24 protein-coding genes are annotated in these 23,316 nt (G+C 39.4%); all 24 read left to right on the top strand.

Annotated elements, in window-relative coordinates; all coding sequences use genetic code 11:
- The first annotated feature begins 1 nt into the window (after position 1).
- The gene (locus tag B7717_RS01680; protein WP_049477965.1) at positions 2–403 is read left to right on the top strand and encodes a hypothetical protein; all 402 of its coding nucleotides are present in this window, start codon (positions 2–4) and stop codon (positions 401–403) included.
- Between the two features lie 135 nt (positions 404–538).
- Entirely contained in the window at positions 539–961 is a 423-nt protein-coding gene (locus B7717_RS01675; RefSeq protein ID WP_084944066.1) for a DUF1433 domain-containing protein, read from the top strand.
- A gap of 141 nt (positions 962–1,102) precedes the next feature.
- Positions 1,103–1,525, top strand: a complete 423-nt coding sequence (locus B7717_RS01670) for a hypothetical protein (protein WP_042903174.1) — start codon at positions 1,103–1,105, stop codon at positions 1,523–1,525.
- A complete protein-coding gene (locus tag B7717_RS01665) occupies positions 1,518–3,188 on the top strand; it encodes a cutinase family protein (protein ID WP_084944096.1) in 1,671 nt (556 codons plus the stop codon). Before B7717_RS01670 ends, B7717_RS01665 begins: the two co-directional genes overlap by 8 nt.
- The gene (locus tag B7717_RS01660) at positions 3,169–3,483 is read left to right on the top strand and encodes a hypothetical protein (protein ID WP_042903175.1); all 315 of its coding nucleotides are present in this window, start codon (positions 3,169–3,171) and stop codon (positions 3,481–3,483) included. The genes B7717_RS01665 and B7717_RS01660 overlap by 20 nt, the downstream gene beginning before the upstream one ends.
- A 13-nt stretch (positions 3,484–3,496) precedes the next feature.
- Positions 3,497–3,805, top strand: coding sequence for a hypothetical protein (locus B7717_RS01655; RefSeq protein ID WP_080702800.1), 309 nt, complete (start codon positions 3,497–3,499; stop codon positions 3,803–3,805).
- 230 nt (positions 3,806–4,035) lie between these two features.
- A complete protein-coding gene (locus tag B7717_RS01650; protein WP_001173991.1) occupies positions 4,036–4,320 on the top strand; it encodes a WXG100 family type VII secretion target in 285 nt (94 codons plus the stop codon).
- Positions 4,321–4,391: 71 nt separating this feature from the next.
- Positions 4,392–7,421, top strand: coding sequence for a type VII secretion protein EsaA (esaA, locus tag B7717_RS01645; protein WP_084944065.1), 3,030 nt, complete (start codon positions 4,392–4,394; stop codon positions 7,419–7,421).
- Positions 7,422–7,432: 11 nt separating this feature from the next.
- Positions 7,433–7,897 (top strand): type VII secretion protein EssA, encoded by a 465-nt coding sequence (gene essA / locus B7717_RS01640; RefSeq protein ID WP_084944064.1) that lies wholly within the window; start codon positions 7,433–7,435, stop codon positions 7,895–7,897.
- A gap of 66 nt (positions 7,898–7,963) precedes the next feature.
- Positions 7,964–8,203, top strand: coding sequence for an EsaB/YukD family protein (locus B7717_RS01635; RefSeq protein WP_000434883.1), 240 nt, complete (start codon positions 7,964–7,966; stop codon positions 8,201–8,203).
- Positions 8,204–9,475, top strand: coding sequence for a type VII secretion protein EssB (gene essB / locus B7717_RS01630; protein ID WP_000796947.1), 1,272 nt, complete (start codon positions 8,204–8,206; stop codon positions 9,473–9,475).
- A 20-nt stretch (positions 9,476–9,495) separates the two neighbouring features.
- A complete protein-coding gene (essC, locus tag B7717_RS01625) occupies positions 9,496–13,896 on the top strand; it encodes a type VII secretion protein EssC (protein ID WP_084944063.1) in 4,401 nt (1,466 codons plus the stop codon).
- A gap of 15 nt (positions 13,897–13,911) precedes the next feature.
- A complete protein-coding gene (locus B7717_RS01620) occupies positions 13,912–14,280 on the top strand; it encodes a hypothetical protein (RefSeq protein ID WP_001030004.1) in 369 nt (122 codons plus the stop codon).
- Between the two features lie 13 nt (positions 14,281–14,293).
- Positions 14,294–16,405, top strand: a complete 2,112-nt coding sequence (locus tag B7717_RS01615) for a hypothetical protein (RefSeq protein ID WP_084944062.1) — start codon at positions 14,294–14,296, stop codon at positions 16,403–16,405.
- A 131-nt stretch (positions 16,406–16,536) separates the two neighbouring features.
- A complete protein-coding gene (locus tag B7717_RS01610; protein WP_241502065.1) occupies positions 16,537–17,367 on the top strand; it encodes a hypothetical protein in 831 nt (276 codons plus the stop codon).
- 32 nt (positions 17,368–17,399) lie between these two features.
- A complete protein-coding gene (locus B7717_RS01605; protein WP_084943947.1) occupies positions 17,400–17,795 on the top strand; it encodes a hypothetical protein in 396 nt (131 codons plus the stop codon).
- Between the two features lie 136 nt (positions 17,796–17,931).
- Positions 17,932–18,918, top strand: coding sequence for a hypothetical protein (locus tag B7717_RS01600; protein WP_084944060.1), 987 nt, complete (start codon positions 17,932–17,934; stop codon positions 18,916–18,918).
- A complete protein-coding gene (locus B7717_RS01595; protein ID WP_084944059.1) occupies positions 18,915–19,310 on the top strand; it encodes a hypothetical protein in 396 nt (131 codons plus the stop codon). The genes B7717_RS01600 and B7717_RS01595 overlap by 4 nt, the downstream gene beginning before the upstream one ends.
- 144 nt (positions 19,311–19,454) lie before the next feature.
- The gene (locus B7717_RS01590) at positions 19,455–19,979 is read left to right on the top strand and encodes a hypothetical protein (RefSeq protein WP_084944058.1); all 525 of its coding nucleotides are present in this window, start codon (positions 19,455–19,457) and stop codon (positions 19,977–19,979) included.
- A gap of 9 nt (positions 19,980–19,988) precedes the next feature.
- Positions 19,989–20,528: a DUF3592 domain-containing protein gene (locus B7717_RS01585; protein WP_084944057.1), complete on the top strand. Its 540-nt coding sequence runs from the start codon at positions 19,989–19,991 to the stop codon at positions 20,526–20,528.
- 17 nt (positions 20,529–20,545) lie between these two features.
- On the top strand, positions 20,546–20,953 hold the full coding sequence (locus B7717_RS01580) for a DUF5082 family protein (RefSeq protein WP_241502064.1): 408 nt from the start codon (positions 20,546–20,548) through the stop codon (positions 20,951–20,953).
- 69 nt (positions 20,954–21,022) lie between these two features.
- Entirely contained in the window at positions 21,023–21,235 is a 213-nt protein-coding gene (locus B7717_RS01575; RefSeq protein ID WP_084944056.1) for a hypothetical protein, read from the top strand.
- A 13-nt stretch (positions 21,236–21,248) separates the two neighbouring features.
- Positions 21,249–22,067 (top strand): hypothetical protein, encoded by an 819-nt coding sequence (locus B7717_RS01570; protein ID WP_084944055.1) that lies wholly within the window; start codon positions 21,249–21,251, stop codon positions 22,065–22,067.
- 239 nt (positions 22,068–22,306) lie between these two features.
- Entirely contained in the window at positions 22,307–23,272 is a 966-nt protein-coding gene (locus B7717_RS01565) for a hypothetical protein (protein ID WP_084944054.1), read from the top strand.
- The last annotated feature ends 44 nt before the right edge of the window (positions 23,273–23,316 follow it).

Raw genomic sequence — 23,316 nt, 5'->3', positions numbered from 1 at the left:
AATGAAAAAACGTACCTTACTTTGGCTAGTTTTAGCCCTTGTAATATTTGGAGGCGGCGCATGGATGGCACAAGAAACAAATTTATTGGGAGAAATATTTCTTAGTCCACGAGCCAAGCAGTTGGCTTATTTAAAGGATCATGAAGAGGAGATTAAGGAGTTTGTAAAATCTTTAAATCCTAAAGTAGAATCGGTTCAGATTGATTGGGATGAAACAATGTGGGAAAAAGTTGGAAATGGAACTCCACAAGGAGGAGGTAATGTTGTAATAGTTGGAGGAGGTTTTAATAATATAGAGGGCTCAACTTGGCAAGTAATTTTTGAAATTGAAGATGGACGAGTTGCTTTTGATACTATGATGCAAGGCGGTCCATTGCGAGTAGGAGGAAGGATTTTTGATTAATAGTAACTTAAAACCTTTGATAATTTTTACTCAAATCTATCATCACTCATTCCCTACTGACTTACAATACTTGCCAAAAGTTTTTTTACATTCATGATATAATATACTTAGATTCCGCTATATAGGAGGAAAGAGATGAAAAAACGTACTTTACTTTGGCTAGCTTTAGCTCTTGTAGTATTTGGAGGAGGCGCATGGATGGCACAGGAAACAAATCTATTTGGAGGAGTATTTCTTAGTCCGCGAGCCAAGCAGTTGGCTTATTTAAAGGAGCATGAAGAGGATATGGCTGATTTTGTGAAAGCTTTAAGTCCTAAAGTTGAGAGTGTTCAGTTTGATTGGGATAGTATGAAAGTCGAAGTTATAGGAAACGGGACTCCGCAGGGTGGCGGGTATATTATAACATTGGACGGTAGAATCAATAATAATAAGGATACTGAATTTACATTAGGGATTCCTCTAAAACGAAATTCAAATGAAGTGCCTGAGGAACTGGTTATTTATGAAATGCAACCTATAAGAATTTTACGAGATGGAGGTTGGTTCTTATATGACTAATAGTAATTTAAAAAACTTTGATAATTTTTACTCAAATTTAACAGTACTCATTCCCTATTGACTTAGAATGCTTGCTAAAAGTATTTTTTTTTTACATTCATGATATAATATACTTAGATTCCGCTATATAGGAGGAGAGAGATGAAAAAACGTACCTTGCTTTGGCTAGTTTTAGCCCTTGTAGTATTTGGAGGAGGCGCATGGATGGCACAGGAAACAAATCTATTTGGAGGAGTATTTCTTAGTCCGCGAGCCAAGCAGTTGGCATATCTGAAGGAGCATGAAGAGGAGATGGCGAACTTCATAAAGTCTAGAAATCCTAAAGTCGAAAGTGTCCAGTTTGATTGGGATAGTATGGAAGTTGGTCAGATAGGAAATGGAACTCCTCAAGGAGGCGGTTATATGCTAACATTTAAAGGGCGTATAAACAATATAAAGGAAAGCAGTTTTACTCTTGGATTTCCTTTGGATAATAACAGGTACTCCTTGCCTAACCTTGAGAGGATTTCTGAAATGCAACCCATAAGAATTTTACGAGATGGTGGATGGTTTATATATGAGTAATAGCAATTTAAAAAATTTTGATAATTTTTATGCAGATTTGGCGCAGTCGGCATATGCTAATCGCCCTAATAATTTTCCGCCTTTAAATAATTCAAAAACTTTTCAAGATTTTAACTTTTCTGAAGATATAGTTTTTGACGGTGAAATCACACCCGGAGGTAAGAACCTTCCTCATAATGGTAGAGTCTACTTGCAACCAGATCCTGAGTTGCGAGATACTTATAAAGTCACATCGATACCAGTTCCTGATGCGAATGGGATGAGGCAGGATGTTCATCACAAACGTTATCAAAAAGGATTGTTAACTGATGATGAAGCTGGTTTCAGTGCCTACTACTTAACGGATACGCCAACCTTGACTAATGATACCAAGAAAACCTATATGGCTATCCGCGGAAGTGATGCCATCAGTAAAGAAAATTGGAACGACTGGGTTGACAACGATGCTAAGTTCGCTCTCAATCATATCCATACGCCGCAAGCCAAGTTAGCGACAGTAGGAATGAAAACGAAGATTGCAGAGATGACTGAAAAAGCTCCGCAAGCTACGATGGACATCACAGGTCACTCCTTAGGAACCATTGTCTCTGCGCAAGGGGTAGCTGGCCTCAGTGATGAAGAACTGGAGAAAATCGGCAAAGTGGTCCTCTTTGACGGCCCGGACACGACAAAGAGTTTAAAGAAAATGGGACTCAGTGATGAGAAAATCAAAAAGATCAGCGAAAAAATCGAGTACTATGTCAATCCATTTGATGTCGTGGGGATGCTCAATCGTGAGCATACCATCACCAAATTACCGGGGGACTCCGATGAACCTCTTAAGAAACCCGTCGGTAAAGTCAATGTCCTCGTCCCCTTGCATTATACCCAGATTACTGATCTGGAAAGTTCCCATGACTTTGGTGTTTTCCAATCGGATGGGAAGGGAAATTTATTGACTGCTTCAGAGGATTTTCACCCAGAATTGCTCAGGGCAGGTGAAAAGCTGGCTCGACTGATAGCGACAACCTTGGATTCCCTCCGGGCTTTAGGAGTCGATGAAAATGTAGCCTCAAATGTTTTAAATTCCATTATGAGAGGTGAGTTTAAAATAAAGGCAGCTATTGGTTATTCAGTTTACGAGAATTTTACAACTGAATATAGCAAGATCGTCGAAGAAGCTCGTAAAGAATCGATAAAATGGGATAGAGAAGCTATTCCTCGTTATCAGGAACAACTGAGAAATGGCAATCTTACAGGAGAAAAGAGGATTTTGGTTCGAGCTCAGTTGCTTCAGACAGCAGCCCAGTTGGCAAATTTTGACATGGAAGACAAAGTTAAATCTGTGAAAACCTTACTTTCAGATGCTAAGGAAGATATTCAAAACATGATAAAAGAAACAAGACAGACAGCCTTTGACATGGTTGGATATTTGTCAAGTTCAGAAGTTACAAATCTACTTTCTGGTTTTGACACAACAAGCTTTTGGGATGAAGGCGTTGCAAGTGACACGAAGACAGCAGCAACATCCTTCCTGACACAAATCGAGCAACTAGGGGAGAGCTTGGTTAAAGCTAGTGGTTCCTTTGAAACCATAGATACAAATAGTGCTGAAGATTTTAACAATCTATTGGCGGATGTAAAACAAACATGGAGGGAAAAAAATGTTAGTCTTAACGGATGAGGATACTTTAATTACAAGAGAGCAACTCGACAGAGGCTTCAAAGAAAGAATGAAGGAACAAGAACGCCAAGCAGTCAGGGCCTTAGTAACTGCAAAAGAACTGTCAATCCTTGCTAAAGGAGTGGAGTTAGCTAAAAAGTTGCAAGAAGCAGCTTCAGATATGCAAGAGTACGCTTCTAAGACTTATGTAAACAATATTAAGGGTGGATTTGAGGGCAAGGCCGCTGATGCTGCCGAAACTTACTTGACCCAGACCATGCAAACCCCTGCTTTACAAAGTCCGATCAAGAACTAGGAGAAAACTTGTGATGGATAAAAAGCAACTTCAGAAACTAGAGGATGAGCATAATCGTAAATTACGAAACTTAGAGCGTTTGGAGATGGATTTGGATGATGATTTCCACAAGTTTAGTAGGGAGACGGATAATCTCCTAGAGGCGCTTTCCTATGCATGCAGAGACAGTAGTTTTGCTGAAATTCAACCATATATCTTTGAGATAGAGAACAATTTAGATAACTATCATCAACTTTACAAGAGTCGCATAGAGAATGTGTTGGAAGCTCGCCATCAAGAGAATAAAAACTTTCATAGAAAGTTAGAAGAAAAGAACGTTTAACAAATATACCTTATAAAAGAAGGATGATATGAGTTTGTTATACTTTGTTATTATAAATAAAAAAAAGAAGTAATTATACAAGAAAAGTAGATAATTTAATCCTTCTTACTAGTTTTTAGATGGAAACAGCTCTTATTTTTTATAAATAGAATAAAAAATGAATTTTAAACTTGCAATTGAGGCAAATTATTGATATAATGAGGGCATAAATTAATATAAAGGAGTTTCACATGGCTTTAATTCAATTAACAACAGAAGAATTGCGCACCTCTGCTCAAAAGTACACTCAAGGTTCTGAGGAAGTAAGACAAGTACTTCGTACATTAACTCAAGAGCAAAATACTATCCGAGACAACTGGAAAGGTGCTGCTTTTGAGAGCTTTGATCGCCAATTCACAGAATTGTCTCCAAAAATTGAGGAGTTTGCAACTTTGCTTGATGAAATCAATGCTCAATTGAACAAGGTTGCTGAAATTGTTGAACAAAACGACCAAGATCTTGCATCACAAATTTAATTTGTTATATAAGTGGCTTTAGGAGGGCGAGAGCCTTCCTATTTTTTATGACGGAGAAGATTTAAAGTAATATGAAGAAGAATAGAATTTTTAAATATATAGGAAGTAGTCTGCTGGCATTAGGATTGCTTGCATTGATTATTTTTTTGAATCTATCTGTTCAAAAAAATACAACGATTAGCAATGAAAATAATGCAAAGGCTAATCAGCAGACAAAATTAAATGTAGCTATCGTAAATGAAGATAAGCCTGTCTACGTAGATACAAAAGAATACAATCTAGGTGCTAGTTATGTAAAAAATATCGAGCGTGATAATTCACAAAACTGGTCTGTTGTCCCTCGTGGAGCAGCTGATTCTGGGTTAGAAAGTGGGAAATACCAACTCGTTTTAACAATTCCTAGTGACTTTTCTGAAAAAATACTCGATATTAACAGCATCAATGTTGACAAGACAACCATCAATTATAAGGTGAATGCGCAAGGAAATTTGCAAGTAGAAAATGATGCAAATAAACTAGCGAAAGATATTGTTGCTGATTTGAATGGTCAGTTAGTCGATATGTATATGGCTAGTATTTTGAACAACCTTTATACAGCACAAAAGAATGTCCAAGCTAGCTCACAGATACAAGCGACCAATATCGGAAACTATCGTACGAATTTATATAATACAGCTATCAACTCTAAAAATCTTTTCCCAACTCTCTATAGTATGTCTAGTTCCTCTGTTGACGCCAACAGTGCTTTAAAGACAGGTTTGGATAGTTATTCTCAGATTTTTGGTCGTTATGACGTTTCACAGATTGCCTATGGTAAAAAGCTTGACACTCTGCTTCAGGATAGGGTCACTGAGAAGAAAAATCATGCGGATGTTATCACTGGGCTCATTTCTCAGAGTCGGGAAGACGTTAAGGGACAAATTGAAACTTATAAGGAATTAATTAAAGCTCAACGTATTCTGACTTCTAATATAGATGGAACACCAGCATCCACTGATGGAACGTCACCAGAAGTTGAGGCTCACTATAAAAAAGTAGCAGATAATATCAGCAAAGAGATTGCTACTTTAGAGACCAATCTAACAGATGAAAGAACCAAGTTTGAGAATCATAAAAAGGATATTCGTAACTTTGTCGATGAAAAATTAGCTGCTTATTATGAGACAAGTGAGAAGAATAATATCACTCTCGGTCAATTTTTGGATAAAGCTGCAAATAAGGACCTAGAGAAGGTTGAGGAATCTCTAAAAACGCAGCTGGCTTCTGCAATCTCAGAACTACCCAAAGAAGACTTTAGTGGAAAAGAATTTAGTGGTTTTGGTATGACACCAATCACAATTCCTTCTGTAAACTATACTGAATTAAAAACAATCAAAGAGCCTAGTGACGAAATCAATTCGACTGATTTGAAGAATTTGGAAGATCTGGCAATCTCGAGTACGAGTGCTGTTGGACGAACAGGAACAAAGGCTAAGGTATCATGGAAGGCTGGAACAGGAGTGACGGTTCATTCGGTCACTTATGATGGCACACCAGTTGAGTTTGGTCAAGAAATTGATTTGAAGACGGGTGGAACTTTCAAAGTAGCCTATAGTGTTGCAGAGGCAGCTCCGACTCCAACTACAAGTTCAACTGGGGCTCCAAGTCCAACTCCAAAAGCGGAGCCAAAGACTGTTGATATTTCCTTGAATGATGTCCAAGCAGCTAGTGCTCCAGTAGATGTGTTACGTGTTCAGCAAGCAGCAGTGTCTTATGGACAAAAGGTTCAGAAAATAGCTTCTGACTACCAAAAGGTACAAGCACTCACACAAGCATATAATACTGTCAAAGAGTTAAAAAATAGTAATGTGTCTAAAGCATTGTCAGATATTTGGTTTGAAGCGATTGATTCAAATCTGAAGAAGTATGAAGACAGCCTGACTGCACCTGCTAGCGATACAGATAAAGAGGGTGCTAAAGAGAAAGTAGATAAAGCCTTGTCAGAACTGACTACTCTCAAGCCTGTTCTAGAAAAAAATGTGAAGGATGTTTTGGCTACCAACCAAGAATTGGATACAAAAATCAAGAAACAGTTAGAGTTGTACGAGCAGTTGGAAGGGAAGCTAAAGGATTTGGTTGAGAAGCAAGGGGGGAGCAATTCTGCTTTTGAAGAGACTGATAAACAATTGGCCACCCTAAATTCGGATTATGCAGCTCTCTTGTCAGAAACTACGGGTGTGAAGGAATCTTCTCAAAGTAATGTCAAAGCTGCAGAGTCTGTGAATGAGACTTTAGGTAATTTCAATCGTGAATTGTCAAACGCTCAAACAAGTACTGAAAAGTTGTCACAAGATGCTGACTCCTTGATGACGCAGTTTAACGAAGAATTGACTAATAATGGAAACTTTGTAGAATCCTTTGTGAAGGTTCTGAATAATGCCTATCAAAATGGGGTACCAAACGAAGTATTGTTGAACTTCTTATCCAATCCTGTTACCCAAAATGCTACTTCAGTAAAAGCTACTGTCAATGTTTACCGTCCATTTACATGGATTTTACTATTGGAGATTGTTAGCCTCTTTACAGCCTATCTGTTTGCAACTCAAAACGTTATTCGCAAAGTCAAAGATAAGTTCAAACTTGATAAGTTACATGATACAGACTTGATGACGGTAACCATCCTATCTGCTTTAAGTCTCGTTGTCGGATTGGTAGTTGGTGTTGTATCAAGTGTTCAGCTACAGGTTGGTCGTGAGTATCAACCATCTTGGGTTCTATTAATTGTTTTAGCCGCATTTGTACTGATTCAAGGACAATATCTATTGCTTAAACATTTCCGAGTGATTGGTATGGGACTCTCCTTCTTTATGATGATTAGCTTTGTCTACCTATCAAATGCTATTGGGACAACAGCAAGTTTAACTGGTTTCCCAGCCTTTATCAAAAACCTCAATGCGTTATCGATATTAGAAGGTTTGCTCTCAGGATACTTTGATGGACATCCAGCAGCAATTATCGCTTTTGTTGCAACGATTGTTGTCATAGCTGTTTTACTTGTTATAAATGTTTTTATCAGGGAAAGTAGTTTGTGGTTTCAAGCAAGCCAAGCTGAGAAAGAATAGAAATTAGAAATATGAAGAAAATCATTCTTTTCCTTCTTACCTTAGTAACATGTGCAGCAGTCTCTGGGGCTGCTGCAGATGATTTGAAGGATAACAGTCTGCAGATTGATGATTCCCGACTTGAAAAGAAAGAGGGATTGAAATTTGGTCTACAGTCTGAACAAATCAAGGAGCTTTTTAATGAAGCGACTCAAAAGAGGTTGCAGGACATGCAACAGCATCAAGAGGAACAGTTGATCACAGAAAGGGGCCAACTGTTTTCTGCTATACAGAGACCAGTGAAAAAATCTTCTGAAGAACAGTTGTTTCAGCCCAATGCTCAAAAAACAATTAAATTTCAAACAAATATAGGCCATGTAGAAAAAGGTGGTCTGAATGAATTTCTTCCAGAGATATTCTATGTGGTGTTGATTTTCTTGCTTTTTGGAGCAACGGCAGTAATGAGTTATCGTGTGATGGTAGAAGAGATGGACTAATTTTACAACTAGTCTGTCTAAATAACTTAGAAAAGGATAAACCAAACATAGGAGGCGTGAAAAAAGGTGGAGCAACATATCAATATTACCCTACGTTTGAGAGAAAGAGATGTGGATATTCGCATTCCACGGCGAATTGAAGTGCGCCGGCTGGTGCGAGAAGTGGATACGATTTTTAATCCAGGTATCAAGCGAAAAAAATATCAATTAAGAATTGTCAATAAAGGTTTGTTGATTGATGAAGGGAAACATCTGTCTGATTATCCTATGACGACAGGAGATTTAGTAGAAATTGAGGAGATATAGGTGGCTGAAGAAAAATTTGAATTTGGTGGACAGTCGTTTGTCTATGAAAAAAATGAAACAAACTGGGAATTAAAACTCAAACGTTCAGATGTTGCGAGTCAAGATTTACGGGAACTCTTACTATTGGATTTGCATCATCCATTCTTTTTGGAGCAATCGATGGTGTCTGATGAGGATAGCGTCACCTTCTCCTATCAAGTCGAAGCTCATGGACTGACTTATGAGGAAATAAAGGAACGTACCATTTCGGAAAGAATCCGTTTGGCCCTAAACGTTTTTCGTCTAGAGGGCGCCTTGGAGTTACCTGTGACTTTCCTTTTGCACCCAGTAAATCTCTTTATTACCAAGGATGCTCAGGCTAAGATTGCTTATCGTGGAATTCCTGGTCTGATGGTTCCTCAATCAATATCCTCAGAAGATTTTTTACGCCAGGCTAAATGTTTTACAGTAACACTATTTAGCGATTTGGATTTCATGGATCTTTATAATGGTTCCTTGGAATTAGAGACCTTGCCAGACTTCTTAAATGATCTATGTCAGGCAGATGATATAGAGGCTGCAGTAGCTGTTTTGGAGAAGTACTACACGGAGAAGGCTGCGAAAGAACGAGCAGACTTGGTCTTGGTTCCAAGTAGACGCCATCGTGTCTTTAAACTGGCAACGATTTGGTTAACAGCCAGCGTTGTCTTGTTGATCGTTCCACTTATCTATCTGATTTTTGTGCAAAATCCTTTCAAAGAAAAGATGTTGCAGGCAGATACTGCCTTTATAAAAGTTGATTATAGTGGTGTTATTACAGAATTAGAGAGAATTGATCCAGCTAGCTTGCCGAATACGCAAAAGTATGAGTTGGCTTACTCTTATATTCAGGGGTTGGAATTTTCTTCTGAACAAAAGAAAGTCATCTTGAACAACGTAACACTCAAGTCAGATGAGCTTTATTTGACTTACTGGATCCAGGTTGGGCGCAATCGTTTTGAAGAGGCTCTTGATATTGCGAAACGGATTAACGACAGTGACTTGATTCTCTATGCTTTGACTCAGGAAATCAAGCAGGTTCGAGAAGATGGCAACTTGTCAGGGAAAGACCGTGAAAGTAAGTTGAATACTTTGGAAAGCGAGTATAAGAAATACTGGGATAGTCGAAGTGAGCTACTAACGAGTGAATCAAGCTCCAATGCTTCTACAACTCCTAATCCGCAAGACAAAGCTTCTGAAAGCAAACCGTCATCTGAGAAGAAACCTGTTCCAAGTAGTTCCTCTAGCAATTAAGTAGACCAAGGAGAGAAATTATGAAAAAACAAATCATTTTCTACAGCCAAGGTCTGCGTTATGAAGTAGAACTGAGTGCAGATAAGACGGTCTTGATCGGGGCGACTGAAAAGGCCCAAGTCTACCTTTCTCAACAGGAAAGACCGATTCAGCTCAAGGTCGATGGTGACGAGGTCTTTTATCAGTACGATGATGAAGCGGGACTCTTGAAAGATGGTCTGCGTTTGGGTGAGGTCGTCTTTTATCTCCGAGAAGGGGAGCCAAGGGTTTATGACCTTTTGGATTTATCAGAGTTTCAGATTGGCTCTCAAAGAGGTGCGTTGATCACACTAGATGGAGATGTTGAACTCTTACTCCAAAAATCCCAAAATCAATGGAAGCTAACTCGACTAAAAGGCGCATTTTATCGAAACAATCATCTGGAACAAATGGACCAGCAATTGATTGGTTTTGGAGATGAGTTGAGTCTAGGGGCGGTGACGATCAAGTTCTATCCAGATGAAGTATGGGTTCAGGGTCCTGCCCAAGTTGGGTCACAACTGACTCTGAGAGAACCATCTCGATATGGTTTTTATGAAGATTATCCAGATTATCATCGTTCTCCACGGATCATCTATCGTGGTAGCGAGGATAAAATCTTGATCAATCCCCCAGGACAGGAGCCGGTTAAGCCGAGTGATGAACTGTTAAAGCTGATCGTTCCTCCTTTGATGATGGTCGGGGTAACTGTCTTGATCACCTTGATTCAACCTAGAGGGATCTATATTCTTGCGACAGTAGGGATGTCCATAACCACAATGATTTTTTCTATCCGTGGTTTTATCAAAAATCGTAAAAAGTACAAGGCTGATAAGAAGGAACGGGTCGATCTCTATCGCCTTTACCTGAAAGATAAGGTCAAGGAATTGACTCGCCTGGAACGAGAACAAAAAGAAGGGATGCACTATCATTTTCCAACGGTTTTAGAGTTGACGGACTTGGTTGAGAGTTACAATCACCGAATTTACGAAAAGACTCCCTTGCATTTTGACTTTTTATACTATCGTTTGGGACTCGGGAAAATGCCGACTAGCTATGACTTGAAATACGGTCAACAGGAGCGTAGCGGTAAGAAGGATGCTCTAGAAGAAGAGGGTTACGCTCTCTATAGTCGTCACAAAAAAATCCCAGATATGCCAATCCCGGCAAACCTCAGCCATGGACCGGTGGGTTATATTGGACCTAGAAATCTCGTTCTAGAACAACTGCAACTTTTGGTGATGCAGCTAGCGACTTTCCATTCTTATCATGATGTGCAGTTTATTACGATCCTGCCTGAAGAGGAAAAAGAGCAATGGTCTTGGATGCGTTGGCTTCCTCATGCTAAACTGCAAGAACTCAATGTCCGAGGTTTTGTCTACAATCAACGAACACGGGACCAAGTTCTGAATAGTTTGAACCAAATCTTGAAACTACGCCGTAGTCAAAAGGAAGAAGCATCCCACAAGGAGAGCACCCTCTTCCATCCTCATTACGTGGTTTTAGTGACCGATGAGAAGCTGATTTTGGATCATATCATCATGGAGTTCTTTACCGAAGATCCAACGGAATTAGGCTGCTCCCTCATCTTTGTAGAGGATGTCATGAGTTCCTTGTCTGAGAACATCCAAACAGTGATCAATATCAAGGACCGCAATACAGGCCAACTGGTTATGGAAGAAGGAGTCTTGAAAGAGACGGACTTCCGTTTGGATCATTTCCCAGCAGATTATGATAAGGAGCGGATCGCCCGTACCTTGGCTCCGCTCAATCACCTCCAAAACCTGAAGAGTTCGATCCCAGATTCTGTGACCTTTATGGAAATGTATGGGGCGGAGACCTTTGAGGATTTGCAGGTATCGAGCCGTTGGAAAAAGAACGCACCTTACAAGAGTTTGGCTGTGCCGATTGGTCTGCGTGGTCAGGATGACCTGGTTCAGCTCAATCTGCATGAAAAAGCCCATGGACCTCATGGTTTGATCGCAGGGACGACTGGATCAGGGAAGTCAGAAACCATCCAATCCTATATCCTATCCCTCGCTGTTAACTTCCACCCACATGATGTGGCTTTCTTGCTGATTGACTACAAGGGTGGTGGGATGGCCAATCTCTTTAAAAACCTTCCCCATCTCTTGGGGACGATTACCAACTTGGATGGAGCCCAATCCATGCGGGCCTTGGCTTCGATCAATGCGGAGATCCATCGTCGTGAACGACTTTTTGGAGAGTTCGAAGTCAACCATATCAATCAATACCAGAAGAAATTTAAAAACGGAGAAGCGACAGAACCGCTCCCTCACCTCTTCCTCATCTCAGATGAGTTTGCAGAGCTCAAGGTTAACCAGCCAGACTTTATCAAGGAGCTGGTATCCATCGCTCGGGTTGGGCGTTCCCTCGGGGTCCACTTGATCCTAGCTACTCAGAAACCATCTGGTGTGGTGGATGACCAGATCTGGTCTAACTCACGCTTCAAGATCGCCCTTAAGGTGGCGGACCGTTCGGACTCCAATGAAATGCTTCATACGCCGGACGCAGCCGAGATCACTCAGACAGGACGTGCCTATCTACAGGTCGGGAATAACGAAGTCTATGAACTCTTCCAGTCAGCCTGGTCAGGGGCAGATTACCAGCCGGACAAGGACGATATGGGGATCGAGGACCACACCATCTACTTGATCAATGAATTGGGCCAATATGAGATCTTGAATGAAGACCTATCAGGCTTAGAAGATGTGGATGAGATCAAGGAAGTTCCGACAGAGTTGGATGCGATAGTGCACCATATCCAGCTCTTGTGTGAAGAACAAGAGATTCCTCCAGTACCACAGCCATGGTTGCCACCGCTCAAAGAGCGCATCGCGTTAGACGAGCTGGAAGAAGTGCAACCGACAGTAGCCTGGGCACAAGAGAAACCACTCTCAGTTCTACTTGGAATGGCAGATATCCCGCAGGCCCAGAAGCAGGAAGCCGTCTCTATCAATCTCTCCAAGGATGGTCATATCCTCCTCTACGGAAGTCCGGGTACAGGGAAGACGACCTTCCTTCAAACCGCAGCCGTGGACTTAGCTCTCAAATTCAGTCCCAAGGCCCTTACCATGTACTTGATGGACTTTGGTACCAATGGTTTGGCTCCATTGTCTAAGCTACCACAGGTGGCGGATACCATGCTTCTGGACCAAACAGAGAAGATCTCTAAGTTTGTACGAATCATGGAGAAAGAACTCAACCGCCGTAAGAAACTGCTTGCGGACTATGGTGTTGGGACCTTAGACCTCTACCGTCAGGCCAGTGGTCAGGAAGAACCGGCCATTGTCATCCTCTTAGATAGCTATGAAGCCTTCAAGGAAGAGGCCTATGAGGCAGAACTCTTCAAGCTCTTGGTGCGCATCTCCCGTGAAGGTCTCAGCATAGGGGTTCACCTCTTGGTGACAGCCGGTCGCCAGACCAACCTTCGTGCTCAACTCTACTCGAACTTCAAGCACCAGTTGAGCCTACCACAGAATGAGGCAGGTGAAGTGCGAGCTATCGTGGGCTCTACGCCCCTTGCCATGACCATGGAAGATATCAAGGGACGTGCCCTTATGAAGCGTGAAGAGGTGGATGTGATCCAGCTGGCACTCCCAGTTTATGGAGCCAATGACACCCAAGTTCTCAACAACCTACGTCAGGAAGTCGCTTCCCTCCAAGAAGCCTGGACAGGCCAGCGCCCAAGTGCCATTCCAATGGTGCCAGAGGAGTTGACAGAGAAAGACTTCTATAGTCGTGCAAGCGTGCAGATTGCCTATGAACACGGCCTCGTGCCATTAGGACTTGACTTGGAGACAGTTGAGCCTGTTACTTGGAACCTGGCTAAAGGCAATCTTCTCTATCTAACAGATAAAGAAGAGCAGATGACAGCCTTGGTGAAACACATTGCCAAAGGGAAACAGAAAGTTATCGTCTTGGCACCGAAGTATCATAACTTACCTGAAATGGAAGGAGTGACGATTCTTGCAAGTCCAGAGGAATATCTAGAAGGCTTAGATATGATGGAGTTCAAGATTCAGGAACGGTTAGAAGGCAAACAGCGAGACCATGTTGCAACAGTGGTTGTTTACAATTTAACCGAATTAGTGGTAGAATTAAACTCAGAAGCGCTTGATACGTTGGCTTATGTCCTAGATAAAGGAATTCGAGCTGGATATGGTTCTCTTGTAATGAGTTCGCCGTTGATTACTAAACATATTGATGTGGTCTCAAAAACTGTTCGCTCTTACAAGCAGGCTGTTATAGGGCTTCGCTTAAGCGAACAATCAGTTCTGACTGTCACAAATAGACCTGTTCGTGAGCTACAATTAGAAGAACAAGAACACTACTATGTTTCCGATGGGGTAGCAAGTAGAATGAAAGTATTAATGATATAGAAAGGGAAGATAGCTATGGCTAAAGATATTAAAACTATTATAGCGTTGACCAATGCCTTGTATAGCGCTTCGTCAGTAACAAGCCAAGCGGCTAGTAGAAAAGCAGAATTAGAAGCTGAGCGAAAGAACGTTAAAAATGAATCTACAGATATCTGGACATCCTCATCGTTGTCATCTTATATTGCAGGCGAAAAGTATGATGATGAGGCAAAACAAGAGAGAGAAGATTTGGACAAATTAGAGAAAATGCTGTCTGAAAAAAAGGATGAGATCTTGTCTTTGCTGGATAGTAAGATTTCGGAAGCAGAATCAGATTTACAAAGCGCTCGGTTGGCAGAATCAAATGCCCGGTACGCCTTAAATATGGCTTTAAATGGCAACTAGAAAGGAGAGGTAGATGTCGATACAAGTGAAAAATATAGCTGGTTTAGACAGCTATGGAACTAGTATTCATAGTTTTGGCGGACGTTTTGAAGAAGCGGCGAGTGATACAGTCCGAGAGTTTAATACTAGCCTTGAAGGTGAGAAGGCAGAGGCCATTAATGCATTCTTTGAGAAGTTGAATACGATCCAAACAACGGTATTTAAAGATGCTCCAAAAGATGTAATGACCTATGGTCAGCAAGTTTTCACCTTTACGGGAGAATTGAAAGGTTTGGGTTTTTCTTCCTTGGCTTTTACAGATGATGAGTCTATAACCAGTCTAACGAAATCTTTGGAAGTCCAGCAACGTGATGTAACTGCAATAGTAAAAAGTAAAGTCATAAAAGTAGTTCAGCAAGCCGTTGATGTAATGGGAGAAGGGGATGCCACAATTTCTAATTTTGATTCCACAGTTGACAGTTTGATTTCGGAGGAAGTGAAGGCCAGAAAGGAAACACATGAGGGAATTAAAACTGCTCATGAAACTTTAGAGAAAGCTGTTAGCAATTCAGCCGATCGTTTTGAGACTTTAACCGCTATGACTCAAAATGCAAAGGCCATAACTTCTATTCCAGCTTTAAATATTTTGGATGCTATCCAACGAGGTGACTTAAGACAGGATAATGTCAATTATCTTGATGCGGCTTATACCTCTGATGATGTTGAAATCATAAAGGTTTTAATTTCTGAATCTAGATATAAGACAAAAAAAGACTTTTTTGAAAAATTAGCCAGAGCGAAAGTGGATGATGCTAGTCTCCCAACGACGATGCTAGTTGCCAATCGACTAGAAAAGGCTGCTGAAAAAGATGAAGTTGATGGATTAGGGGCATTCTTTGAGGTTCTTTCTAATCGAGATGTGAAAGAAGTTCAAGTCTATACAGCGAAATTATCATCAAGTATTGATACTATTGTAGATGGCCTTAATGCTAGGGGGCAATCGTTGAGAAAGCCTATGCCAAAAGACTACAATAGTGAAGAGTATCAAGAATGGTTAAAAGGAGAAGAGGAAGCAAAGGAACGCTTAAAATCATTAAAGGAAAGCTCCGTTCGCTATGGTCGTCTAAATAATATTTTAACGTATATGAATACTGAAAAGTTTGGAAAGACCACAATTACGGCTAAAGGAGTTTCTCTAGGCAATGGGGAAATTGGTGATTTTACAGCGACGACTAAACGAAATATTAAAGCAGGAAGTTTTACCTCTTCGAAGAAGAATGGTGAATATACCTTTACAATCCAAGATTTAGGAATAGATCGAAAGGACGGCTCTGAAACGATTAGTGTAAGTAGTTATAAGGAGCAGGATCAGCTTAAAAAATTAGATAAAATGGAAGAACTTAGAAAGCAAAAAGACCGTTTATGGCTGGAATCGGCTTATAATACAACTAAGAACATTGTATCTATGAACCCGGCTGCAGGTTTCTTTTGGAATATGGTAGAAGCAGCAGCAGCAACCAAAGAGGAGAAAAACATATTTGATGCTATAGCTAAAAATGGTACAAAGGCACTGAGTGAAACTGATTTTAAAAAATATAAGAATATAAAAAAAGCTAGTTCACATGTTGCTGGTGGTTTCTTAGAACATTTTGAGAAAGCTCAAAAGATTCAATCAGAGTTGGCAAAAATTGATAACGATCTTTTAAATCAAGAAATGGATACAGGTGCTACAGCAATAAAAGAAGGAAATAGCTATAAGCATATTTCTGGTCAATCTCGTTATGACTTTGAGGCCAATCTTCGGATGGCAGACCTCCAGCAGAATGGTTTACGAGGTTATTATTTCCGTCAGATTTTAGAGAAAAGAGGCGACGATATAAAAGGAGCAGTTAATGATTTAAAAAATCTAGAAGAAAAATTGACTGCGATTGAACCATCTGGGGACTATACAGAGGAAGTGAAATCTCTTTTCAGTGGGGAAGGTACCATTTCTCCTGAACAACTGGGTGGAGAAAAGCTCGTAAAAGGATTGAATGAATTCCAAAATGTAACACAGGATATTAAAGATTATAATTTTACCTATGATGATTATAGTAAGGCGGAGGGTCTTTATTTCAATCACTTAGTTGGAATAGGAGGTAACTAATAGTGAACAAACAGGTATTTAGGAATCGGAAAGTTGTCTGGTCCCTCCTTCTTCTTTTTCTAGTCATAACGGGATCTTGTTTCTTTCTTCTTTTGAAGCCCAGTCAACCCCCAAAAGAACCAGAGTATAGAATGCGAACTGCCATGGAAAAATCAGACTTTCAACTATTTGGAGATAAGAGTCAATACGTCCTTGCGCCTAGCAATAAAGGGAGTTTATTTGTCAGTAAAACATATGCGATCACAGATGAGTACAAGACTTTTATAGTAGAGGATGAAAAAAAGCTACATACCCTACCTCATCTCCAGATGGAGGGAGAGTATTGGAACTTGATTTTGTATAATTTAGACAAGGAGGGCTTGCCTGAGCGAAAGATTGACCTATATCAGGCAGTGCGAAGCTACAATCAGAAAAGTATTCCTATTAATCTAATTGACTCCTATTATGTTGAGGGTACTCACTATTTTAGGTTGAGAATTGGTGATTTATCGGATGAAGAGAATCGAATTTACAAAGATGTCTATCTCAATGTGGAGACGGAAGAAGTGGTGGAACTTCCAAAAGATACAAAGTTTGAGATGGATTCAATTATCAGTAGTACTGTAAGAGCAACGAATTATGGTAAAATTTTAGACTCTAAGGGTTATATTGATCCTTCGAATGAGATCGTCACAACTAGGTCTGAAGGGCAGGTCCCAGACCCTAACATCAACCTCTACAGTCTTTATCCAGACATCGAAGATAAACTCATCAATCAGAATTGGTCGCTTTATGTCCGTACAGATAAGGTCACACCGGATGAGTGGTTTGATACCGTGTTACACTGGTTTGCCCCTAAGGGAGAAGACCTTCTAACCGTTTATGGACGTAATGATGATGGGGAAGCCTCCGATGTTCAGATTCGTAACAGCCAAGAGGCGAATGCCTGGTTGGAGAAACATCCTGTCCTTCGGAAAATATAAGAAGATTGTTAGAAATGACGGAGTGAAATTGAATGAGTAATAAGAAAATTAATCCTGATAATCTCAGCCGGGTGAATGGTGCATTTAAAGATATGAGTGGCGAGTTAGAACATAACGTTTCGGACCTCATTTCTTCAAGTGCGACGGAAAAGATAGAAGCTGCGACAGATGGTATTAAGAAACTCTCTAAGGAAATGGTGGAGACGATTAGTTCCTTAGATGAGTATCTTGGGGCGGTTGGTGAAGCCTTTCGAAGCGCAGATGCGAGTATGGCTCAGTCCCTCGGTCAGAATATGTATACGAAAGCTCCTGAGTCACGAGAGGAGCGTAGAGAACGTTATATCCAAGGCGGAAAAGATTCTAAGGAACGTCATAATCGTAGGAAAATGGTTGAAATCGCAGAGAGTCAATACAAAGATTTTCCATAACTATATGAACTCACCTGAACATGATTCAGGTGAGTTTTTTTCATCTTCTCACGGCGTCACGCATATGGTATAATGGGTTAAGAGTTTATAATCTTTGTTCATCAGATACAAACAACAAATACTCAGGAGGAAGTCAATGAAACAATATAGGAAAAAAATACTAATCATTCTGGGAGTTTTAAGCCTCTTAGTCGTAACAGGATCTTGTTTCTTTCTTCTTTTGAAGCCCAGTCAACCCCCAAAAGAACTAGAGTATAGAATGCGAACTGCCAGGGAAAAATCAGATTTTCAACTATTTGGAGATAAGAACCAATATGTCCTTGCGCCTAGAAATAAAGGTAGTTTCTTTGTCAGTAAAACATATGCGATCACAGATGAGTACAAGACTTTTATAGTGAAGGAAGAAGGGAAGATACATGAAACACCTCATCTTCAGATAGAGGGAGAGTATTGGAATTTAGTCCTATATAATTTAGACGAGGAGGGATTGCCTGAACGAAAGATTGACCTTTTTCAGGCAGTGCGAAGCTACAATCAGAAAAGCGTTCCTACAAGACTGATTGGCTCGTATTACGTTGAGGACACTCACTACTTTGGGTTAGAAATTAGAGATTTAACGGATGAAGAAAATTGGGTAATCAGAACAGTCTATCTCAATGTGGAGACGGAAGAAGTAGTGGATCTTCCAAAAGATACAAAGTTTGGAAGGGACTCTGATATAAGCGCTACTGCAAGAATAACAAACTTCAATAAGGTTATAGACTCTAAGGGTTATATTGGTCCTTTGAATGAGATCGTCACAACTAGGTTTGAAGGGCAGGTCCCAGACCCTAACATCAACCTCTACAGTCTTTATCCAGACATCGAAGATAAACTCATCAATCAGAATTGGTCGCTTTATGTCCGTACAGATAAGGTCACACCGGATGAGTGCTTTGATACCTTGTTATATTGGTTCGCCCCCAAGGGAGAAGACCTCCTAACCGTTTATGGACGTAATGATGATGGGGAAGCCTCCGATGTTCAGATTCATAACAGCCAAGAGGCGAATGCCTGGTTGGAGAAACATCCTGCCCTTCGAAATATAGACTATTATAGACCAGACGGGAGTGATAAAGAGTGAGTAATAAGAAAATTAATCCGGATAATCTCAGCCGAGTGAATGGTGCATTTAAAGATATGAGTGGCGAGTTAGAACATAACGTTTCGGACCTCATTTCTTCAAGTGCGACGGAAAAGATAGAAGCTGCGACAGATGGTATTAAGAAACTCTCTAAGGAAATGGTGGAGACGATTAGTTCCTTAGATGAGTATCTTGGGGCAGTTGGTGAGGCTTTTAAAAGCGTAGATGATAGTATGGCTAATTCCATCGGTCAGAATATGTATACGAAAGCACCCGAAACACGTGCAGAACGCAGAGAGCGTTATATCCAAGGCGGAAAAGATTCCAAGGAACGCCACAATCGTAGAAAAATGGTTGAAATCGCAGAGAGTCAATACAAAGATTTTCCATAACTATCTGAACTCACCTGAATTTAATTCAGGTGAGTTTTTCTATTATAAGTTTCGTATGATATAATTAAATACGAATAATATTAAGGAGTTAGAAATGAAAATAGGAAAAGGAATTAATTGGATTTTGAATAGAAAGGTGAAAAAATGAAGAAGCTGTTTGTTATAATTTTATTGTTAATACTTGGAGGTTGCTCTAATGGGATTAAAGATAAAGAGGCTAATAAAAATGAGACGATTGTCAAGGAGGAGAAAAAATTAAAATTTGTAGTAGCACCACAATATGAAGGTAAAACGTCGGAATTAATAGAGTTTGGAAAGAAATTAATTGAAGAACATCCTGAGGTAGGTAATCAAGGAGAAGTTACTCTATACTATTCTGGTAGTACATATACATTTAATGAGCAGGAGTATGCAGTATTTATGATATTAAACAAGACGGATACTGACATTAATCATGATGCTAAATTTAAAATTAGTTGGAGTTATGCGGGACAGCAAATCTACCAAAATGAATTAGTTGAATACAAGATTTCTGAAAGCGGGGAGCTGCCTACACAATCTGCAACAATTTTTTTACTTCCTTTAACAACTGAACAGAAATCGATTGCTACAAAGATTGTAGATGAAAGAAAAATGAACCTAAGTATTTCAGATATTCAAATGAAGTAGGAGAACTATATGTCAGATTTAAAGCTTTATTTTTTGTTGCTATTTGGAGTTTTATTACTCTGTTCATCTGTACTTTTCTTTTTCCGTTATTTTTACAAAAGAGAACTAAGAATTAAAAATTTATCTACTGCATGTGTTGAGGGAGTTGTAGTAGGATACAAGTATTCAAAACCAGCAGGTCCTCCAATTGTTGAATATAAAGTTGATGGGCGGACTTATCAAAGAAATCTGGACTACCATAGAGTTATTCTCATATCAGTTCCTTGGAAGAGTGTACAAGCCACTTCTAGGTCGGAGTTATTAGCTCAAAAGATAACAATTTATAGAAATTCTGTCGTTTCTGTTACACGTGTTTTGGAAGATGCTTTTCCAAAGGGCTCAAAGATGACTGTTTGGTATAACCCTGCTTGTCCCAAAGAGTCCTTTGTTGAGAGATACAGTGGTATGGAAGTGGTGTATAAGCGTCAAGTATGGATATGTATGGCAACATTAATTTTAGCACCCATCTTGTTGACAATGGTATTTCTATTGAATGCAATTTATAAATAGTAAATTTAAGGGTAGGAATGGTGTCAAACGCTAGTCAGCAAGCTGCAATTCAATCGCAGATTAGTTCAGCTCGATCAAAAAAAGAAGGTTATTTAGAAGAGGCAAAAAAAGTCAAGGAAATATATGACGAATTAAGGAAAATTAAAAGTGAGTTTGTTAAGCAAAAAAAAGCTGTAGCTTCTAAAAAAGATGAACATGATGATTCCTGGACTGGAAATTTGCATGATACGAAATTTGTTACCCCCGCAGGTAATCTGATTTCATATTTTGATTCTAGTATTAAGGCCATGGACGAGAATATTGATGAGTTACTCATAAAAATTAATGAGTATGAGAATAAAGCTTTGGAGATGGATGGACTTATTGGTCAGCTAGGAATATTGTTAAACAATATAAGTGGTTGGATTGAAAGTTTCTTCAACTAACTGCAAAATTTCATTAATCACCTGAATGATGTTCAGGTGTTTTTTTCCCTTTTTCTCAAAGTATTGCTCATGTGGTATAACGGGTTAAGGACGGATTACTTACTAGCAAATACTCAAGGAGTTAAAAATTTTGCTTATGGTGCTGTGGACGTGGTAGAATCAGGAGTGGAGTCTATCGGAAATGGAATCCACCAGGGCTTGGAGACTGTCAAAAGTGTGGGCAAGAATGTTTCTGATTTTTTCAATGGTGGTCTGAAGGCGGCCTCATCCTTGTTTGGATAATAGGAGAAAATAAATGGATAAGATGCAAAAAGATATTAATGATGCACTAGAAACGGGAAGACGTTTTAACATATTGAAGATGTTTTCTGTAGCACCTTTATTTTCATTTATGATTATTCTTGGGACCTATTTTCCGATAAGCTTATTTCGAATGGCTAGTGAAGCAGGGCATGATCCAGCTGTACCATTGACATCAATGGTTACACAGCTAACATCAGTGGAAAAAGGGCTTATCCCCCCAAATAGCTTCTTTGGTTTTCTATTCTTGTTTTGTTGGTTTTGTTATATTTGTTTTTATATCATCTCTAAAAGAAATCGTATTAAGACCTATTTATTGACTCAGATTCTTCAGCTGATTTTATTTCTAATTTTTTATTATAGTTGGTTTATAGCCATCTTATATTTAATCCCCCTAGTAGTAGTTCGTATCGTCTACTGGATTGGTTTTGTCTTATCACTGATTTACCTTATTTATATTCTCGTTACAAAGCAGCGCGCTAGCAAGGATTATTTCTCCTCAGAATATTATAAAAAATTTTTGAATGTTATTTTATTCTTATGGTTGTTGATGTATGGAATCAATCTCTTTACTCACGGGCTTAATCATTTCCTAGCGTATCTCTTGCTTGCTTTATTACCTATTGCACCTATTTTACTAGGACTATTTTTGGTATCATTTTTCAAGTCCAATGTAGTAACTCTAGAGAACTTGAATGCAGTCAATAAAAACCAAGAGAAATACCGTGAAGAGTATGGCTATACCATTGAAGAATGGTATGGGAAAAAGTCAAAAATGTACAAGGAACATGTGAAGAAGTCTAAGAAGAGATAAAGGTTTATAGAACCTACTCCTAGTCTCATGAAGCTAACCACCTGAATTTATTTCAGGTGGTTTTCTTTTGCTTTTCTCTTCTTCTCACGGTATCTCTCATGTGGTATAATGAGACAAGGGTTGCTCCTCGTTTCAGACGAGTTTATGGAATTCAGGATAAGTTAGCAGGTGAGACGAGTATTTCTGTCGGTCTCCTATCTACCTGTTAACAACTGTCCAAAGTAAAAGGAGATTGTAGCTTGGTTTTATTAGTATTAGTGCTTTTGGTTTTGCTCATTCTAATCTTAAAAAGGAAACAGAAAACTGCTAAAAAATCTGAAGAAAACGCCAAGAAAAGAAATTGGCTATTAATAGGTTGCTTATCCATAGTGATCCCAATGGTAATCTTCACAGTGTTCAGTCCGATTTTTTCTCTAATGGATATGTGGGGGCTGTTTGCCCATGCAAGTCAAACTGAGATTGAGCAAGCTGTGCATCGTTCTTATCAAAATTACGGTCTTACAGGACAGTTTGAGTTAGAAAAATACGAGAAAAACTATACAAGTGTAGGAGGATTTATAATCCATGGTACCTACAGTGAAAATATAGCCGGAAAAACCTATGAGGTTAAAACTCGATTTAAATACTATACTCGCTTTTCAAAAAGTGAAACATATGGAAAGACAGATGCAGAGGTTGATTACAAAAATGGTAAAAAAATTTATGATGTTTTCCCAGAATTAGCCTATTTAGGGATTGAGGTTAGTCCAGGCACCAGCGAGTTTTTAAAAACACTGGACAGTTCAATCAAAGATCCTAAACTTCCTGATTTGAAGTATCAAGGTATTGATTTTGAATTTAATAACCAATCTGATAATATCTATCTTTATAATGAAATATTAGAGGAAAATCAAAGCAAGGGCCAAGCTCTGCAAGGAATGTATCCAATGGATGCTCAATATCTGTTCCAAAAAGAGATTTTTATACCAACATTTGAATTTCAGTATTTCGTTCCAAAAGAAAAAAGAGATCTCTTGTATGATGACTATCTAAAAGAGCTTGAAGCGCTCATGAAGGAATTTTTTGCCAACCAACCCCTACCACGCGGTCTTTATGCTGTCAAAATTGCTAAATATAAAGAGGATAAACTTGTCAGTGATAGTGGTGTATACTATGTGAGGATTGAAAATCGTCAAGTTGTAAAGCTGTTGCAAAAATTAGAGTAGGAGTTGTTAGGGCTAGGTAAGTCTCACAATATTTTTACTAAGAA

Source organism: Streptococcus oralis subsp. oralis (assembly GCF_002096495.1).
Lineage (GTDB): Bacteria > Bacillota > Bacilli > Lactobacillales > Streptococcaceae > Streptococcus > Streptococcus oralis_CU.
This window is presented reverse-complemented; position numbering and strand designations above follow the sequence as displayed.

Excerpts from the sequence above, each read along its gene's own strand:
- B7717_RS01590 (WP_084944058.1), top strand. The coding sequence starts at position 19,455 with ATGAAGAAGCTGTTTGTTATAATTTTATTGTTAATACTTGGAGGTTGC.
- B7717_RS01675 (WP_084944066.1), top strand. The coding sequence starts at position 539 with ATGAAAAAACGTACTTTACTTTGGCTAGCTTTAGCTCTTGTAGTATTT.
- B7717_RS01655 (WP_080702800.1), top strand. The coding sequence starts at position 3,497 with ATGGATAAAAAGCAACTTCAGAAACTAGAGGATGAGCATAATCGTAAA.
- B7717_RS01680 (WP_049477965.1), top strand. The coding sequence starts at position 2 with ATGAAAAAACGTACCTTACTTTGGCTAGTTTTAGCCCTTGTAATATTT.
- B7717_RS01610 (WP_241502065.1), top strand. The coding sequence starts at position 16,537 with ATGCGAACTGCCATGGAAAAATCAGACTTTCAACTATTTGGAGATAAG.
- B7717_RS01580 (WP_241502064.1), top strand. The coding sequence starts at position 20,546 with ATGGTGTCAAACGCTAGTCAGCAAGCTGCAATTCAATCGCAGATTAGT.
- B7717_RS01585 (WP_084944057.1), top strand. The coding sequence starts at position 19,989 with ATGTCAGATTTAAAGCTTTATTTTTTGTTGCTATTTGGAGTTTTATTA.
- B7717_RS01605 (WP_084943947.1), top strand. The coding sequence starts at position 17,400 with ATGAGTAATAAGAAAATTAATCCTGATAATCTCAGCCGGGTGAATGGT.
- B7717_RS01650 (WP_001173991.1), top strand. The coding sequence starts at position 4,036 with ATGGCTTTAATTCAATTAACAACAGAAGAATTGCGCACCTCTGCTCAA.
- B7717_RS01600 (WP_084944060.1), top strand. The coding sequence starts at position 17,932 with ATGAAACAATATAGGAAAAAAATACTAATCATTCTGGGAGTTTTAAGC.
- B7717_RS01615 (WP_084944062.1), top strand. The coding sequence starts at position 14,294 with ATGTCGATACAAGTGAAAAATATAGCTGGTTTAGACAGCTATGGAACT.
- essA (WP_084944064.1), top strand. The coding sequence starts at position 7,433 with ATGAAGAAAATCATTCTTTTCCTTCTTACCTTAGTAACATGTGCAGCA.
- B7717_RS01665 (WP_084944096.1), top strand. The coding sequence starts at position 1,518 with ATGAGTAATAGCAATTTAAAAAATTTTGATAATTTTTATGCAGATTTG.
- B7717_RS01620 (WP_001030004.1), top strand. The coding sequence starts at position 13,912 with ATGGCTAAAGATATTAAAACTATTATAGCGTTGACCAATGCCTTGTAT.
- esaA (WP_084944065.1), top strand. The coding sequence starts at position 4,392 with ATGAAGAAGAATAGAATTTTTAAATATATAGGAAGTAGTCTGCTGGCA.
- essC (WP_084944063.1), top strand. The coding sequence starts at position 9,496 with ATGAAAAAACAAATCATTTTCTACAGCCAAGGTCTGCGTTATGAAGTA.
- B7717_RS01660 (WP_042903175.1), top strand. The coding sequence starts at position 3,169 with ATGTTAGTCTTAACGGATGAGGATACTTTAATTACAAGAGAGCAACTC.
- B7717_RS01670 (WP_042903174.1), top strand. The coding sequence starts at position 1,103 with ATGAAAAAACGTACCTTGCTTTGGCTAGTTTTAGCCCTTGTAGTATTT.
- B7717_RS01575 (WP_084944056.1), top strand. The coding sequence starts at position 21,023 with ATGTGGTATAACGGGTTAAGGACGGATTACTTACTAGCAAATACTCAA.
- B7717_RS01570 (WP_084944055.1), top strand. The coding sequence starts at position 21,249 with ATGGATAAGATGCAAAAAGATATTAATGATGCACTAGAAACGGGAAGA.